Genomic DNA, 18,667 nt, shown 5'->3' on the forward strand with positions numbered 1-18,667 from the left:
GTATAGCTCCTGACATCATCAGAGCCGCAACCATCAGTCCAATAAAGAAGAACAAATAGATGGCACCAATACCGCGCATGACACCTGAGGCCATTTGCGCTTGCATGTCATCAAAGCTGAGTCCTTTGTACATACCGATAGCCAGTAGCACACAGATAGCCAAGATAAGAGACAGGTGCGGCACCCAGCCAAAGCCGATCATGGTGATGCCCATGATACCGATGACGATGGCGGATATGATAAAGGCGAGCTTGGCACTGATTAATGTAAGCGGTTTTGGTGGCATGACACATCCTTAAAATGCCAGTAAATACTGGCACTAAATTGGGTTTGATTTTAATTTTAATGGTAGAAGTATGGTTAAAGTGATTTGCTAGTGAAGCAACTTATTACTTACCGATTAAGTCATCGGTTTTAGCTGCCATGACAAAATCATTGCGATGCAAACCCTTGATACTATGCGACCACCAAGTGACCGTAGCCTTACCCCACTCTACCAATATCCCCGGATGATGCCCTTCTGCTTCAGCGATGTCTGCCAGTTGATTGGCAAATGCCATTGCTGAGACGAAGTTTTTAAATTTATACTGACGCTGCAACTGCTGAATACCATCCACCTCAATTAATGACCAATCAGGAATTTGCGGTAATAGTTCTTGTGCTTCGGCTTCATCAACTTTCGGTGCGCCAATGTGGCAAGCTTCGCAGCTGTTTTGTGATAGTGCTGTCATAATAAAATCCTTTTATAGTGGCTGTTTTCGATGTCAGTTTTTAATGGTTGTTTTGATAGCTAGTTTCTAATACTCGTACGTTCATGTTGATATAGCTTTGCTGCTACCTCAATATTCCGCACTGAAGTGTTTGTTTTCAGGTTTAATTTTGAATTGACGTTTTTAACGAGTTTTTTCTGGATAGGTCGGCTCAAATAGTCCAAGCGACATAGCTTTTTTGACCGCACCCATAATGTCACTATTGACGATATCAAATAGCGTATCTAATTCATCAATGACATAGTAGATCGGCTGTATCTGATCAATACGATAAGGCGTACGCAACACATCAAGCAAATCAAACGCTCGATGTTCTGGTTGAGACTGCGGCTTATTTTGAGCGACTGAAAGCTCTTGCGGCATCCGATCAAGTGCGTAGACTGTTTCAGAAGGTGAGCTTAATATACCGCCGCCATAGATTCTACGATTTTCTATGCGATTGCCAACCAAGCCAAACTCAATGGTAAACCAATACAATCGTGCTAAAAACCAGCGCTCCTCTTTCGTTGCACTCAAACCAAGCTTACCATACGTTTCATTGAAGGCTGCAAACGCAGGATGGGTCAATAGCGGACAATGCCCAACGATTTCATGGAAAATATCAGGCTCTTCAATATAGTCCATGTCCTCAAATCGCCGAATAAAAGTCGCCACAGGAAAGGACTTATTGGCCAGCAATTTAAAGAATTTACCAAAGCTGATTAATGCAGGGACAGCCGCGGTTTGCCAACCTGTCGTCGCTTGCAATACCTCATCGATATCATGCAACTGCGGTATATGCGCCGTCGGTAAATTTAACTTAGTCAAACCCCCTAGATATGCAGTACATGCACGATTGGGCGTTTGTTCCGCTTGACGTGCCAGCAGCGCTTGCCACATCGCATGCTCATCATCACTATAGTGAATATGACCATTGCTATCTGGCTGGTGTGAGATATACGGCTGTTTTTTATTTGTCGCGTTAGAATGACTGGACGCATCGTCGCTTTGCTTACTAGTAGCAACGCTATTGGTACCGATGGCAGTATTAAGAGAATCTATCTGTGATAGGCGTTCCATGCCTGTATTCCTTTTATCGCAATGAGAGCATTACCTTTGCAGTATACTATTAGGTAATACTCCTATTAAGGACAACACAAACTCCTTTTGTCTTGTCCAATTGTTAGATGTGGTCTAAGCGTTAGATAATATTATAGGGTTTCAGTCTCTGGCTGACCGACTGTGCCGCGACGTACTTGGTCGCGCTCTATTGACTCAAATAACGCTTTAAAGTTACCTTCACCAAAGCCATCTGCATAATCGCCTTTACGCTGAATAAACTCAAAGAATACTGGGCTACCCAAAATAGTTTCAGAGAAAATCTGTAGTAGCAGACGCGGTGCACCGCCTTCTGTCGTGCCGTCTAATAAGATGCCGCGCGTTTGTAAGTCAGCAACATTTTCACCATGGTTCGGTAAGCGCTCGCTCAGCATTTCATAGTACGCAGCATTTGGTGCGGTCATGAGTGGAATACCAGCCGCTTTTAGCTTATCGATGCTGGCAAACAAGTCATCACTGGCTAGCGCAATATGTTGAATACCTTCGCCATTGAAGTGCATTAGGTACTCTTCGATTTGACCACCGCCCTGTTTGGCTTCTTCATTCAGTGGAATACGGATTTTTCCATCAGGTGCGGTCATGGCTTTACTGGTTAGTCCTGTGTACTCACCTTTGATATCAAAGTAACGAATCTCGCGGAAATTAAAGATACGCTCATAGAATTTTGCCCAGTACGCCATGCGTCCACGATAGACGTTGTGCGTTAGATGGTCGATAACTTTGAAGCCATAGCCGACAGGGTTTCTGTCGATATCTGCAAAGAACTCAAAGTCGACATCATAGATAGATTCGCCATCCTTATAACGGTCAATCAGATAAATCAGTGAACCACCAATGCCTTTGATAGCAGGCAATCTAAGCTCCATCACCCCAGTTGGCACATCTACTGGCTGCGCACCCATTTCTACCGCACGCTCATATGCTTTTTTGGCATCTTTTACTCGAAAGCCCATGCTACAAGCACCTGCGCCATGCTCTTCAACGAAATAACTGGCTTGGCTTTTTGGCTCACGGTTTAGGATAAGGTTAATATCACCTTGGCGATATAGCGCAACGTCTTTCGAGCGGTGATTGGCGACATGGGCGAAACCAAGCTGCTTAAACAATGCATCGACTGCATCAGGCTGCGGAGAAGCAAACTCGACAAAATCAAATCCATTTAGTCCCATTGGGTTGTCAAATAAATCTGCCATTGTAATTATCCTTAATTTCAATTGGTAATAGAAAATCGATGAGTAGTAAAAGTCGATTAATAGTAAAAGTCTATAAAACGATTAATAATCAATCTTTATTGTTGACGTTGTATTTATATTAGATTAGCTTTATTTATAAGACTAATTGTTTTTTATGATTTATTTATCAGGTTTACTTATGAATATCAGCATTCGCCAATTGACCGCATTTATAAAAGTCGCTGACAACGGCAGCTTCACTCGTGCCAGCGAACAGATGTATTTGACCCAATCTGCTGTTAGTGGATTGATTAAGGAGTTAGAGACTGGCCTAGGTATCGTGTTGTTTGATCGCACCACTCGCCAGTTGTCTCTGTCAGCAGTAGGACGGCATCTACTACCCCAAGCGCGGCGTATCTTGAATGAGATGCAACTGTTTGAAAATGAAGCGAGTAGCTTGACCAGCTTAGCCCAAGGTCAGGTGCGCTTGGCAGTATCACAGTTTGCGGCATCTTCCCTACCTGCCGTCATCGCTCAATTTGCCAAAGAATATCCAAATATCGGCGTCTCACTATTGGACTGTTCAGCCGAGAATTTGCTTAAGCATATCCAAGATATCGAAGTTGATTTAGGCGTTGGTACCGAGCTTGGTTTTATAGAAACTGAAGATGATATCGGGGCTGATCTGTTGTATCAGCTACCATTTTGCGTGGTTATGCCAGACAATCATGCGCTGGCACAAAGAGGTGAAATCACTTGGCAAGATTTATTAGAAACGCCGCTGATTACCTTACAAGGTCCGTTCCTCGATCAAGTAACCGCAGAGCTCGACGACTCTATCTCCGCTCATGTGCAACAAGCCCGCTACAAGGTGAATTTTATGTCCACCGCGCTTGAGATGACGCGGCAAGGTTTCGGCATTACCTTATGCCTACCCTACATGCCTGAAGTTATTGATTGGGTCAGCGCCAATGGTCTACTGATGCGACCACTCACTCAACCAGTCAAAATGCGGCAATTTTTTATCTATCAACGTGCTTCACGGGCGTTGTCTCCAGCGACAATTGCTTTTAAGCAGTTTTTGCAAACGTATTTTACGACCCATTATAACGACCTACATCACTCTGACTCATCGTCTAGCGAATGACGTATAGCATGTCAAATGCGCTTGATAGATGGATAAACAATCTATTTGGCTATTTATTTTATTAATTGCCGCATATAACCCACTCTCGTGTTGAGTTCAGCCGCGATTTGCTCTATGATTTTCGGCTGCTCGATTTATATTTTTATAAGGAAATGGCATGTTTGAACGTATCGATTATTACGCTGGTGATCCAATCTTAGGTCTTATGGAAAAATACTCAGCAGATAGCAATCCTAACAAGGTCAATTTAGGTATTGGTATTTATTATGATGAGAATGGCGTATTGCCTGTACTCGACTGTGTAAAAACAGCCGAAGAGCGTATTGCTGATCCTATCGCACCGCGTCCATACCTACCAATGGCAGGTCTACCAGGCCACCGTAAAGGCTGTCAGGAATTACTGTTTGGTAAAGACGCTCAGATTTTAAAAGATGGCTTGGTCGCTACTATCGCTACAATCGGTGGTTCTGGCGCGTTAAAAGTCGGTGCTGAATTTATTCATGACTGGTTCCCACAAGCTAAGTGCTATGTGAGCGATCCGACATGGGGCAACCATATCGCTATCTTTGAAGGCTCTGATGTAGAAGTCGGTAAATACCCGTACTACGACAAAGCCAACAGCAGCATCAAATTTGATGAAATGATTGCGTTTTTTGAAACATTAAACAAAAACGACGTCATTTTGCTACACCCATGCTGCCATAACCCAACCGGTATGGATTTGACCCAAGCGCAATGGGATACTGTACTCAACGTCGTGAAGGCGCGTGAGCTGATTCCATTCATGGACATCGCTTATCAAGGGTTTGGCGAAGACATGGACAGCGACGCTTACGCTATCCGTAAAGCAGTTGAGATGGGCTTGCCATTGTTTGTCAGCAACTCATTCTCTAAAAACTTATCGCTATATGGCGAGCGTGTCGGCGGCCTATCAGTCGTCTGCCCAACCGTAGACGAAACCGATCGCGTATTCGGTCAGCTAAACGCAACCGTACGCCGTATCTACTCAAGCCCGCCGTCACATGGTGGACGTGTGGTCGATATCGTCATGAACGATGAAGCCCTACATGAGCAGTGGGTTGGCGAAGTTTATGCCATGCGCGACCGTATCAAAGCGATGCGCCTAAAGCTAAAATCGGTATTAGAAGCTAAAATCCCTAACCGTAACTTTGATTACATCACTCGTCAAAACGGTATGTTTAGCTTTACTGGTCTCACGCCTGAGCAAGTCGAGCGTTTACAGACTGAGTTTGGTATCTATATGGTCTCTAACTCACGTATGTGTGTGGCTGGCCTAAATACCAGCAACATCGACTATGTGGCCAATGCCATGGCAGACGTCTTAAAAGACTAATTAGTCCAAGTTACTTAACATGTTAATCAATACGTAACTTGATAAAAAATAAACGCGTATAAGAAAGGCTGAGCGATTGCTCGGCCTTTTTTTGTACTTAGCATTTAATCAAAATTATTTCGTCAAAATTATTTTATTAAAATCATCTAGTCAGAACCGTTTAGTCAAAACAACGACAACCACTTTTCAAAGTAGCTTTTCACAAAAGACGTTGGACGTTTCATAAAAAACTTGCAATCCATATATCAATAAATTACATTATACGTAAGTAGTTAACTATAACGTAATTCATAATGTATATTAGCAAGGAGCAAATCATGTCAACGACTGACGGCACCCTCACCTCATTTATCGATATCGCTGCTGACTCTGACTTTTCTATCCACAATCTTCCTTATGGTATCTTTAGCGTTACCAAAGACGCTGCTAGTGATAACAAGCGCCGTGCAGGCGTTGCCATCGGTGAGCATGTACTGGATCTATCTGTACTCGAAGCCGAAGGTCTATTAAGTTTGGAAGGTGGTCCTTATTTTAACCAATCCACTCTAAATGCTTTTATTGATTCTGGTCGAGACAATTGGACGCAGGCGCGCACAACCATTCAGACACTGCTGTCTAATGACAATGATACGTTACGTGACAATACAGACTTGCAAAAAAAGGCGCTATTTAAGCAAGCAGACGTCACCATGCATTTGCCAGTGCAAGTACCAGGCTTTACCGATTTCTATTCATCGAAAGAGCACGCGACCAACGTCGGCACCATGTTCCGCGATCCAAACAACGCCCTGCTACCTAACTGGACCGAAATGCCTGTTGGTTATAATGGACGCGCCAGTACCGTTATCGTCAGTGGAACTGATATCGTACGTCCATCAGGTCAGCTAAAGCCTAGCCCTGATGAGCGTCCTATCTTCTCAGCCTGTAAGCGCTTGGATTTCGAGCTAGAGACCGCATTTGTCGTTGGTAAAGGTAATCATATCGGTCAGCCAATCGCCGTAGATGATGCCGCTGATCATATTTTTGGCATGGTGTTGCTCAATGACTGGTCAGCCCGAGATATCCAAAAATGGGAATACGTGCCTTTAGGTCCATTTAATGCCAAGACCTTTGCCTCCGAGGTTTCTCCTTGGATTGTCACTATGGATGCGTTGGCTCCGTTCAAAACAGCTTGTCCGACACAAGAACCCAAGCCGCTTGCATATCTAAACGAAAAAGCGAGCGATAACAGCTTTGACATCAATCTATCGGTTGAGTTACTGCCTGAAAATGCGGAAACAGAGACAGTCATTTGCGAGACCAATTTTAAATACATGTATTGGTCAATGGCACAGCAGCTTACCCACCACACCATCACTGGCTGCAAAGTTGAAGTCGGCGACATGATGGGCTCAGGCACGATTTCAGGGCCAACGCCTGATTCTTATGGCTCGATGCTAGAGATTGCTTGGAATGCTACCAAACCAGTCACGCTAAAAGGCGGCGAGACGCGCAGCTTTATTGAAGATGGTGACACGGTCATCATGAAAGGCTATAGCGAAAAAGACGGCATCCGTGTTGGCTTTGGTGAAGTACGCGGCAAGGTACTACCAGCGCTTAGCTTTGATTTTGATAAGTAGTATTTGGAAAGTAGTGACTGATAAATAGTATTTAAAAATAATATAGACAGAGAAATAGCAAAATAGGCGTGAAAATTCTCATGCAGGCGGATAGGAAGACAAACGCATTCACCTGCTTATCGGTATGTGAATAAAGCCAAATGAGTAACACGTCTTATCAAAAGGAGTTTGATATGAGCTTTCAAATTGAGAAAATACATCATGTGGCTTACCGCTGCAAAGATGCCAAAGAAACCGTTGAATGGTATCAAAAACACCTAAACATGGATTTCATTTTAGCATTCGCAGAAGACCATGTACCTTCGACCAAAGCCTTTGACCCCTATATGCACGTCTTTTTGGACGCTGGTAATGGCAATGTCTTAGCGTTTTTCGAAGTACCCAATCAACCTGAGATGGGCTTTGATCCTAATACCCCAAGCTGGGTGCAGCATTTGGCGCTAAAGGTTAAGGACCGTGACGAGCTAATTGTTGCCAAAGAGCATTTAGAAAATGCAGGCATTGATGTCATTGGCGTGACCAATCACGGCATCTTTCACTCGATTTACTTCTTTGATCCCAATGGTCATCGTCTCGAGCTGACCTATGATGATCCAACCTCAGAAGACAAAGTATCGATGATTACAGATGCCATCAAGCAAGACATGCTAGATGAGTGGTCTCGTACTAAACGCGCCCCAGCACACACGCAGTTTTTGCATAGTGATGAGTTGTCTGAAGCACGCGAAGTTGCCCCTGTCGGTAAGTGACACAGAACATTAGAGTATCTTTAGAAATAAGTTCTCTAAAGATACTCTAATTATGCAATTTGATAACGCTGCGCTATCGCCAGTATTTGCTTAACCACATTATGTTGCGCGCTTATTGGCAATTGCTCTGTTGTTCCAATGATAGTGATAGCATATTCTAGCGGTAAATCTTCACCAGCAGTTTTGTCACTACTCGTGGATGGTTTAGTAGCACTATTGGCAAGCTGTGGCAATATAACAGGAATCGTAATAGCGTTAATTCCCATAAGCATATCGCCCGTCACTGTCGCATAGCCTTGAGTACGTATTTTAGCTTGTAGCTGAGCAAAATCCTGCCATTTCTCGGTCATATCTACGGTGGTATTACTCGTATGCCACTCAGCTGTGACCAATGGCTGAATGACGGCATCAGGTTGATAACTGGCAAATAACTGCCCTGTAGCTGATGTCGTCAGCGGCATACGTGAGCCGATGCGAGTGATGATACTAATCGGACTGTCTGGCTCAACGGACTGAATAATAATAGGGCCTTCGCTAAACCATTTGGCAATTTGCACACCGCAGTTTAAGGTGTCTTTGATTTCATTAGCCACTTGCGTGAGACGTGCCAAAAGATTGTTTTGGTTGAGTTCCGTATGTCCTAGTGATGCCAATGCATTGACTCTATCGCCAAGCCCATAGCGCCCATCATCAAGCTTACGCGCATAGTTTTTGCGGATGAGACTGACCAAGTAACGATGGGATTTTGCTGGGTGCATTTGCATGGCTTCAGCGATATCTTTTAGCATCATAGGCTCATTGCGGTCGATCAGCACATCGAGTATCGACAGCCCAATCTCAAGCGACTGAACTCCACTTTGGTTTTTACTGGTGATAGAACTGTCTACAAGGGTTTTGTCTGCTGGCATGATTTGCTCGATTCTGGTGTGCTTGGTTATTTTTTAATTTTGCTTGTTAGTGGTTTGTTCAATAATGGCTTGCTCGATCAAATACCAGTGAGATACAGACCTTACTTCATAATATTTATCTTTATAAAAACACAACTACATAAGGACATGAATCATGATGACACTTTATGGCTACTTTCGTAGTAGCACGTCTTACCGTACTCGTATCGCTATGAACCTAAAAGGCTTAGATTACGATGATATCACGATCAATCTGGCACAGGATGAACAGTTAGAGTCTGCCTTCAAAGCAATTAATCCACAAGGATTGGTGCCTGTCCTACAGACTGACGATTTATTATTATATCAAAGTCCAGCTATCTTGGAGTGGTTAGAAGAGGTCTACCCTGAGCACGCACTACTACCTAACGATGCTGCTGGGCGTATGCAGGTACGCGCGCTGAGCGCCATGATTGGTTGCGACATCCACCCAATTAATAATCGCCGCATCTTACAGTACCTACGCAATGAGTTGTCAGTCGACGAGAAAGATGTGATTGCATGGTGCAATCGCTGGATCAGTGAAGGTTTTACTGCTTTAGAGACACGTTTGGCAACGGATAACAATCGCGGACAGTTCTGCTATGGGGACAGTCCTACTCTCGCAGATTGTTATTTGATTCCGCAAGTCTCTTCTGCTCGCCGCTTCAAAGTAGATTTGAGCGCTTATCCCAATATCGTCGCCATTGATACTCATTGCCGTACACTAAAGGCATTCGCAGATGCGGATCCTATGATGCAGCCTGATGCGCCGAAACGTGATGCCTAATTTAAGACAGTTTTTATAGGATACCTATCTTTATAGAATATTTATCTTCTCGGCCAAATATTAAGTGACTTAGAATTAACACTTAATATTTGGTCTAGCTTTATTCTTCGCTATTCTTTACCCCTACCTATTTTTACAGCTTAATTCCTAGCTTAATTGCTTAACTTTGCCTCATTAATTACTATTTATTCAATTTTTACAATATAATTTTTAATATATTTATATTAACGGTTGTATGGTGGGCAGCTGTTGGTTATTCTTTATATAAGCATTTGTCATCGCTCAAATTTGTACTTTATTAGCTATAGAAAAAAGTACTGTCTTATTCATCACAATAAGGTTGAACAATATGAATGATATATCCTCATCAGAGATAACCACCCTACCATCGGATGCAGCAAACAAGATTTATGCATCAGCAATCATGTTTAGAGATGAAACAGAAAGCGCTAGAAAAATTGCACCCGTGGTAGTCAATAAACTTTCAGAATTTGCATTATTTAGAATGGGTTTGCCTAAATCGTTAGGAGGATGGGCAGGAAACCCAATAGAAACGCTAAAAACTTATGAGACGTTGGCCAGTGCTGAGGCCTCCGTTGCTTGGATCGTTTGGAACAACCATTTGGCCTGTACATTCGGCCGATTTTTGGATGAATCCAGCATGAAAGAAGTATATAGCGACCCCTCTCATATTTATGCCAATTCCGCACGTCCTGAAGGCGTGGCCCAAACAGTAGATAATGGCTATATAGTATCAGGACAATGGACACTCGTCTCTGGATGCCAATTGGCTGACTGGTTTGTGTTACGTTGTCTCGTTATCTCCGAAGGCTCTCCTACGACCCTTGGACCAGGTGCAAATTTAAAGCTATTTTTTATTCCCAAGAAAGACGTAAAAATCATTGATACATGGGATGTGGGCGGCCTAAATGGCACAGGTAGCCACGATATCGTTGTCAAAGACGCTTTTGTCAAAGAGGCTTATGCAGTTGACTTCGATAGCCCTGTAGCTATCGATACTGCCTACAGTCGTCTGCCTATTGGTTGTATCAATGCTGCTGGCTGTGCAGCTATGGCGCTAGGCGTATTAAAAGCCGCTATGGATGACTTGGTTGATATGTGCCTTGAAAGAGTAACACCTGGTAAGAGTCCAGATCTACGCGACCGTGCAACGGTACAAGCTACCATTGCTAAGAGCAAAACAATACTAGCATCAAAACGCGCCCAACTGCATTATAGTGTCGAGGTACTATGGGAAGAATCTCAGCGAAAAAACACCTTTACTGATATACAGCTTGCAGATGTATGGGCAGCGTCTTGTGAAGCCGCAAGAGAAGCTCGTGATATGGTATCTGAAATTTACGCAGTCGCAGGCACGGCTTCCTTATATAAAAAACATAAGATAGAACGAGCACATAGAGACATTCATGCGATTTTGCAGCATGGCATTATTCAGCCTCATTGGATGAATCAAGCAGGTATGGCCTATGTTGGACTGAAACCGAATGGCGCAATGTTTAGAATATAACAGCGTCTTAATTATAAGAAATAAGCACTTGTAAGACACAACTTACAAGCGCTTATTTTGATTTATCGATAGCTTTATTACCTTAATTGTTTATCTTTAAGCCGTAAAAAAGCAAGACATCCAATGTCTTGCTTTTTTATAGTCTTCCGATAACTACAGCTGAAAGGCTTTATTAGTCAAAATGGAAGCCTGCACCCACTGCACCGCCTACGTTGCCTTGAGTATCTGCTGTACCATTTACCTTGATGACCCAGCGACCGTCATTAGATAACTTAGAGAAACCAATTGCTACAGCACTTTCTCCATTATAGGTACCGACACCGCCACCAATCAATGACTTACCTGCGATATAGGCCTGAGGCATTGCCGACATTGCCATTGCAGCTGAAATACCTGCGTTTGCATCGTCTTCTACTTCGTCGATTTTGTAGCCAAGATCGCTCATATTGTTATTGAGTCGACTATCAAGCGCGCTAAGCTGACTATAATTGACGGCGTCTGTTGCTTCAACCCCATCGGCGACACCAGTCATACGTTGGTTACCAGCATATAGACCTTGAGACGTCATACTTGGCCCATCTTGCATACTGATGCCCTCACTATTAATAACCGTTGTCCCAACTGTGACACTATCAACGCTGATATTACCGTTTAGATCAAACTTAATACTACTGCCATCTGCTGTGGTGGTGATGTTATTGCCACCAGTAAAGCTGAGGACACTCTCATCGCCAATTGGTTTATTGATATTAGCGCCACTGTCTGCGCCAAAATTGAGTCCAGCATCTAGCTTATCTGTATTGGTTTTGATATTCGTAGTATTGGTCATGATATTGCTGGTATTCGTAGCAATATTTGTCGTATTGGTCGCGATATTGGTTGTATTAGTGGTAATGCTCTCTGTGTTAATTTGCACATTTTCACTAATTTCAATCGTGCCTTGTCTGATAGAAGCAATCGCACCATCAATATTGCTTTCACCCGTTCCACCAATGTCACTGTTGGTGAAAGTACCATCTTCGGCATTGTAAACAGTGTCACCACCGATAATACTACTGATACCAGCTCCTTGGGCGTAAAGCTGACCACCGTTTATGGCGTCCTGGCTTTCTGCCGAAACTTCTCCATTTTGAACGTTGGTAATTTTGGTATTAGCGGCATCAATACCAATTTTTGTGATGCTTGGGCCACCTGCAATGGTCAGTCCATCGTCATTCATGACCGTACCACCAGTAGTTACGCTATTCAAAGTAATATCTGGGTTAAGATCAAAGCTAATATCATTAGCATTGGTAGGTATGGCTGCAGCCTGCAATGATGGACTACTATCGAAAGCAGCCACATCACTCACTGATTTCCTAGATACCTTGATATTACCGTCTTTACTGCTAAGGTCGACAGCATCTCCTTGTTTTACCATCGTAGCGATATCACCTTGAGCGGTGATGCCCCAACCTTGATCCAAGGCAATGGCGACATCTTTTAACTGCCCAACATTGACAGCATCCGTATTTAGCACACCTTCCCCAACGTTGCGAATGGTGTTGCCTCCATTGTCTAGACCACGGCTACTCAATGAGACCTGAGAAACCATTCTATTCACGCCATTTCCAACGAAGGTAAAGCCTGCATCACTCATGATGCTGTTACCTATCTGTATACTGCCATCATCTCCAAGGTCTAACTGATTATTCAGTTTTACTTGGACGCCAGTCGCAGAAGCGACAGTAGTCAGATTGTTATCTCCTGTGACATTGATGGTATCGCCTAGGGCAAATTGCTGATCATTAGCAACATTACCGTCACCAATTTTGATACCTTTAGCAATTTCATCATTAGTCATAGTGAGCTGTGCAAAGTTTACGGCATCGGTTGGGGCAACTCCCTTATCAACTTTGATAATTCTATTATTACCATTATCAAGACCTTCGTTGCTTAACGTAATGGTCTGATTAGGACCATCAGTGATGGTGACGCCTGCATTGTTAAGCACCGTGCTTTCCATTCTCACGCTACCGTTTTTACCAAGCATGACATCTTCAGCCAATCTAACATTTAGATTGCCATCTTCATCAGCGATCACACCGATATTGTTTTCAGTTACGTTGGTAGCACCTCCTTGGAGTGTCAACGTTTGACCTAACTTGCGATTGACGACAACGGTTGTATCATCTCCTGTGAAGTTCAGTCCTAGGTCCACTGTATTGTTGGTTGCATTTAATTGTCTAACATTGACGGCATCTGTATCTCCCTGACCATCATCTACATTGACGATTCTATTGCCGCCATTATCCAGACCTTCACCACTCAAACGAACTGTACTATCAGTAAAGCTGGCACTAGTAAAAGTAACATCCTCTTTTGTAGCGATTTTAATACCGCCATCCTCAGCACTAAGAACAATATTATCTCCCGTTAGGAAATTAGCCGTATTATCCGTTTGGTTAAGCGTTTTAACATCAACACCATCTATTTGAGCAACAATAGTCTGCATAGCAGTGTCTGCTTTTACCAGACTGGCTTTACTATCAGTACTTAAATCAACAGCATAATCGGTCGTGTTAGTCGTCTCGTCTTTTTCACCTGCAGTAACTGTGACAGCTGCAGATCCTGCTGAAGCAGTCACACCATCCGCATTAATAGTATAGACATCTTGTCCTGTGTCACTGTCGATTGAGAAATCAACACTAGAAACATTGGTTCCCTTTAAGACTTTGGTTCTGGCAGCGGCAGACGAGCTACTTAGTTGACTGACATTGACAGCATCATTTGGGTCTTCACCGTTATCAACATTGATAATCTTTTTGTTACCAGCATCGATACCACCAGACCTTGTTACGCTTGGACCACCAATAATTGTTAAACCATCCATGGTTAGAACAGTACTAGGAATACCTAGTGGACCATTCACCAATACTCCTAAGCCATTAACTGATGTACTAGCCAGTGCATTACCGGTTCTAACACCTAAACCATCTACAGTTGTACTAAAGTATGAGTTACCTGTTGTTAGACCAGAGCGATCAAGTGTCGTGGTATCACCAAAACCGAACGGAGAGCTTGAACCCATTTCTACACTACCGTTATTACCTAGGTCTAAGTTATTGTTGAGTTCGAACGAGACATCATTACTAGTAGTGTCTTTAGAAACAGTGATATTGCTGTTTTTACTGTTGAAGTCAACTGAATCTCCAGGTCCTACCGTACTTGCGGTAGCACTATCACCTTGTGCGCTGATATCCCAGCCTCTATTGGCTGTTTCTGTCACGACGTTTAGCTGCCTGACGTTGACAGCATCCATAGGTGCATCACCATCATCTACATTGACGATTCTGTTGCCGCCATTATCCAGACCTTCACTATTCACACGAACTGTACTATCAGCAAAGCTAGCACTAGTAAAAGTGACATCTTCTGCTGTAGCAACTTTAATGCCACCATCCTCGGCACTAAGAACAATGTTATCTCCCGTTAGGAAATTAGCCGTATTATCCGTTTTATTGAGCGTTTTAACATCAACACCGTCTATTTGAGCAATAATGGTCTGCATGGCACTGTCTGCTTTAACTAGACTGGCTTTGCTATCAGCACTTAAATCAACAGCGTAATCAGTGGTGTTAGTTGTATCATCTTTTTCACCTGCGGTAACTGTAACAGCGGCAGATCCTGCTGAAGCAGTAACGCCATCAGCATTAACAGTATAGACATCTTGACCGTTACCACCTGTAGACTTCACAACACCCGCAATATTAGTACCTGCGGCGACCTCTGTTTTAGCGGCAGCGGAGGCACTATTGAGCTGACTGACATTGACAGCATCATTTGGGTCTTCACCGTTATCAACATTGACAACCTTTCTATTACCAGCGTTGATACCACCAGACCTTGTTACGCTTGGACCATTCAGAATGGTTAGACCATCACTGGTCAACGTGGCATTAGATGGGTTAAAAGGGTTTATACCTGTTACGGTCACACCAGCGCCACTAACTGTAGTTACACCGCCCATCGCTAGACCACCTGTGATCATGCCCAAGCGATTAACTTGAGTGCCACCGAAGATATTACCTGTACTGACACTGCCGTTATTACCTAGGTCTAAGTTATTATTGAGTTCAAATGAGACATCATTACTGGTTGCTTCTTTAGAAACAGTGATATTGCTATTTTTACTGTTGAAGTCAACTGAGTCGCCAGGTCCTACCGTACTTGCGGTAGCACTATCACCTTGTGCGCTGATATCCCAGCCTCTATTGGCTGTTTCTGTCACGACGTTTAGCTGCCTGACGTTGACAGCATCCATAGGTGCATCACCATCATCTACATTGACGATTCTATTGCCACCATTATCAAGACCTTCACTATTCACACGAACTGTACTATCAGCAAAGCTAGCACTAGTAAAAGTGACATCTTCTGCTGTAGCAACTTTAATGCCACCATCCTCGGCACTAAGAACAATGTTATCTCCCGTTAGGAAATTAGCCGTATTATCCGTTTGGTTAAGCGTTTTAACATCAACACCATCTATTTGAGCAACAATGGTCTGCATGGCACTGTCTGCTTTTACCAGACTGGCTTTACTATCGGCACTTAAGTCAACGGCATAATCTGTCATGTTAGTTGTATCATCTTTTTCACCTGCAGTAACTGTGACAGCTGCAGATCCTGCTGAAGCAGTAACACCATCTGCATTGACGGTATAGACATCTTGACCGTTACCACCTGTAGACTTCACAACACCCGCAATATTAGTACCTGCGGCGACCTCTGTTTTAGCAGCGGCAGATGAGCTATTTAGCTGACTAACGTTGACAGCGTCTTTATCTAAGACACCCGCTTTAACGTTTGTGATCTTTTTATTGCCAGCATCGATACCACCAGATCTGGTCATGCTTGGACCATTCAGAATGGTTAGACCATCACTGGTCAACGTGGCATTAGATGGGTTAAAAGGGTTTATACCTGTTACGGTCACACCAGCGCCACTAACTGTAGTTACACCGCCCATCGCTAGACCACCTGTGATCATGCCCAAGCGATTAACTTGAGTGCCACCGAAGATATTACCTGTACTGACACTGCCGTTATTACCTAGGTCTAAGTTATTATTGAGTTCAAATGAGACATCATTACTGGTTGCTTCTTTAGAAACAGTGATATTGCTATTTTTACTGTTGAAGTCAACTGAGTCACCAGGTCCTACAGTGCTTGCAGTGGTAGCATCACCTTGTGCACTAATATCCCAGCCTCTATTAGCAATGTCTGTAACAGCTTTTAGCTGAGATACGTTCACTGCATCAGTGTCTGCTGAACCACCTGCAACGTTAACGATACGACGTTCGCTTGCAACAGCGCCTACTGAGACTGTGCCATTATTTACATCAGCAGCGACGTTGGTTAAGAAAGATGCGCCACTTTGTACCGCCCCAATAGAGTTTTGACCTAAAGCCACGCTGTTTAGAGCATTTGCACTAGCACCTTTACCGAGTGCCACACCGCCTTGCGCTTTAGCTTGTGCATCAAGACCAATTGCAATGGTGTCTTGAGCCATGGCTTTTGCTTGATAGCCTATCGCAACCGCACGACTTGCGTTTCCGTTTGTGGCTCTTTGACCTATCGCCACTGAATTAACACCCGCTTTGGCCTCCTGACCACCAGCAAAGCCGTTGAACGAAGATCGCGCACCTTCACCGATAACGGTTGCATTTGCGTTTGCAAATGCGCTCTCTCCAACAGCGGTTGCATTATTACCTTTTGCATTGGCATTCGAGCCAACGGCAAGAGCGTCAGTACCTGTTACTGACGTGGTGTATGGCTGTGCACTGCTAGAACGAATAGGAAAATCAATGCCAGCAACGATAGTATCTAACGCTTTTAATTGAGATACGTTTACTGCGTCACTGTCTTGAGTACCTGCTGCGACATTTACAATTTGGCGAGTACCATTAGTAGAGCTACCAACAGAAACTGCACCAAGGCCTGTACTATTAGTTGCTGTAATAGCTGTTTTGTCTATGACACTAGCACTTGATGGAGCAAAGCCAACCGCACCACCTGCAACGTTAGCTACAGATTGTGATCCTAGCGCCACGCCATCTTGAGCATTAGACTGAGCGCCAGCACCCAGTGCCAAGGCCCCTTTTTCAGTAGCAGAGGCAGCCACACCGAACGCTGATGACGCGGTTGCAGCAGCATTCGCATGCGTACCTATTGCAGTTGCAAGATGACCCGCCGTACGAGCTTTGACACCAATTGCTATGGAAGCTGCCCCGCCCGATTCAGTATTTCCTGTATATGGGTCGCTTGCATCCAGTAGATCTCGACCCGCATATTCATTAAAAACCGTATTGACTGTGCCACTGTTTAGATCAGTGCTAGTGATACTACCGTCGATATTGTATATCGATGCTAAGTTTAGGTCATCGCCACCGATGGCAATAGAAGAGCCGCCTCTTGAAACGACATTGGCACCAATAGCAATAGATTGTTCACCACTTGCCAGCGTCTGTTGTCCAAATTCAGAGCTACCAATAGCGATGGTTTGGCTGCCAGTCGCCTTTGCATTGCCACCCATGGCCATAGCGTTATAACCTGTTGCGCCATCGTTGTTGGCATTGCCAATAGCTTCAGAGTCAACACTATAATATTTAGTTTTGTTATCCTTGACTATATTAACCAGCCTATATAGCTGCGAGCCATTAACTGCATCTTTACTCCCTACCATCACAGCACCATTGGATACATTGGTGATTTTGTTGTCACCATTGTTTAGGCCACTACTGCTCAAAATGACACTATTGGCTGGATTTATGGCTGTAATCTTAATGCCTGAATTATCAACTAAAGTATCACCCGTTTTGAGACTGCCATCAGTCCCTAAGTCGACATTTTCATCGAGCTTTATCGTTAGCGCTTTATCACGCCTATTGGCAGTCACGCTAATATTTTTGGTATTGGGATCGCCAGTGACCGTTTCTCCACCCTGCACCGTTAGTGTTTGGTGAAGGAATGAATTGGTATGTATTTTAGGCGTTGGGTCGTCACCAACAAAGTAGGTACCCAATGCATTCACCTGCATGCCAAAGCCAGCAGCTAGTAGCCCAAGCGCTATAGTGCTCAGACGTAACGTATGGATAACGGACAGGTTAGACGTTGTATTTATGGTAGCATTAGAGCTAACGCTAGATTTGGAAGATTTGCCACGTCCCTTCGCGTATTCACCAACGGCGGTAAAACAACTTAAGGCTTCATTCCAGATGACTTTATAGATGCGGTTCATGATGCGTACTCCCTTACAGACTTGTCAGATTTAAAAAATCAGAGATAAGATCTATGTCAGAGAGACGATGTGACAAAATAAAACGGGTTATAAGCTTATAGTAACGAGACCTTGTCCAAATAATAGTTGTAGTAGTCTTTAAGGAATAAGACGTTCTGTTTTGTATAATCTTTATCACTCTCTGTATATATTAGTATTACCGAATATAAACAGAGAGACAATACCGTTCATC

General features: G+C 43.7%; 11 protein-coding genes and 1 pseudogene. 6 read left to right on the forward strand and 6 right to left on the reverse strand.

From position 1 onward, the window contains the following. The 4 genes and pseudogenes from QL898_RS03425 to hppD form a co-directional block, all read right to left on the reverse strand. Positions 1-286, reverse strand: a pseudogene (locus QL898_RS03425) (Na+/H+ antiporter NhaC); the annotation flags it as partial. Positions 287-389: 103 nt separating this feature from the next. Then, complete coding sequence (locus QL898_RS03430; protein WP_290175798.1) at positions 390-731, reverse strand: 4a-hydroxytetrahydrobiopterin dehydratase; 342 nt, start codon at positions 729-731, stop codon at positions 390-392. Between the two features lie 162 nt (positions 732-893). After that, positions 894-1,829 (reverse strand): phenylalanine 4-monooxygenase, encoded by a 936-nt coding sequence (gene phhA, locus QL898_RS03435; RefSeq protein ID WP_290175799.1) that lies wholly within the window; start codon positions 1,827-1,829, stop codon positions 894-896. Positions 1,830-1,960: 131 nt separating this feature from the next. Beyond that, positions 1,961-3,061, reverse strand: coding sequence for a 4-hydroxyphenylpyruvate dioxygenase (gene hppD / locus QL898_RS03440; protein ID WP_057759888.1), 1,101 nt, complete (start codon positions 3,059-3,061; stop codon positions 1,961-1,963). A gap of 178 nt (positions 3,062-3,239) precedes the next feature. On the opposite strand from hppD, the gene QL898_RS03445 reads away from it, so the two are divergent. The 4 genes from QL898_RS03445 to QL898_RS03460 all read left to right on the forward strand — a co-directional run bounded on the left by QL898_RS03445 (position 3,240) and on the right by QL898_RS03460 (position 7,909). Beyond that, entirely contained in the window at positions 3,240-4,187 is a 948-nt protein-coding gene (locus QL898_RS03445) for a LysR family transcriptional regulator (RefSeq protein WP_290175800.1), read from the forward strand. Positions 4,188-4,344: 157 nt separating this feature from the next. Beyond that, positions 4,345-5,541, forward strand: coding sequence for an amino acid aminotransferase (locus QL898_RS03450; RefSeq protein ID WP_114701101.1), 1,197 nt, complete (start codon positions 4,345-4,347; stop codon positions 5,539-5,541). Between the two features lie 317 nt (positions 5,542-5,858). Then, entirely contained in the window at positions 5,859-7,160 is a 1,302-nt protein-coding gene (fahA, locus tag QL898_RS03455) for a fumarylacetoacetase (RefSeq protein WP_290175801.1), read from the forward strand. A gap of 173 nt (positions 7,161-7,333) precedes the next feature. Beyond that, positions 7,334-7,909: a VOC family protein gene (locus QL898_RS03460; protein ID WP_290175802.1), complete on the forward strand. Its 576-nt coding sequence runs from the start codon at positions 7,334-7,336 to the stop codon at positions 7,907-7,909. Between the two features lie 50 nt (positions 7,910-7,959). Here the strand turns inward: QL898_RS03460 and QL898_RS03465 are convergent, their stop codons facing one another. Next, entirely contained in the window at positions 7,960-8,817 is an 858-nt protein-coding gene (locus QL898_RS03465) for an IclR family transcriptional regulator (protein ID WP_290175803.1), read from the reverse strand. A gap of 157 nt (positions 8,818-8,974) precedes the next feature. On the opposite strand from QL898_RS03465, the gene maiA reads away from it, so the two are divergent. Both maiA and QL898_RS03475 read left to right on the forward strand, forming a co-directional pair. Continuing rightward, positions 8,975-9,625: a maleylacetoacetate isomerase gene (gene maiA, locus QL898_RS03470; protein ID WP_290175885.1), complete on the forward strand. Its 651-nt coding sequence runs from the start codon at positions 8,975-8,977 to the stop codon at positions 9,623-9,625. A 349-nt stretch (positions 9,626-9,974) separates the two neighbouring features. Next, positions 9,975-11,153, forward strand: a complete 1,179-nt coding sequence (locus QL898_RS03475; RefSeq protein WP_290175804.1) for an acyl-CoA dehydrogenase family protein — start codon at positions 9,975-9,977, stop codon at positions 11,151-11,153. A 172-nt stretch (positions 11,154-11,325) separates the two neighbouring features. Here QL898_RS03475 and QL898_RS03480 read toward each other — a convergent pair whose 3' ends face one another. Further along, positions 11,326-18,435 carry a YadA-like family protein gene (locus QL898_RS03480; RefSeq protein WP_290175805.1) on the reverse strand — a complete coding sequence of 2,370 codons (7,110 nt, stop codon included), beginning with the start codon at positions 18,433-18,435 and terminating at the stop codon, positions 11,326-11,328. Positions 18,436-18,667 lie beyond the last annotated feature (232 nt).

It is taken from the genome of Psychrobacter sp. APC 3279, from assembly GCF_030407795.1.
Classification (GTDB): Bacteria; Pseudomonadota; Gammaproteobacteria; order Pseudomonadales; family Moraxellaceae; genus Psychrobacter.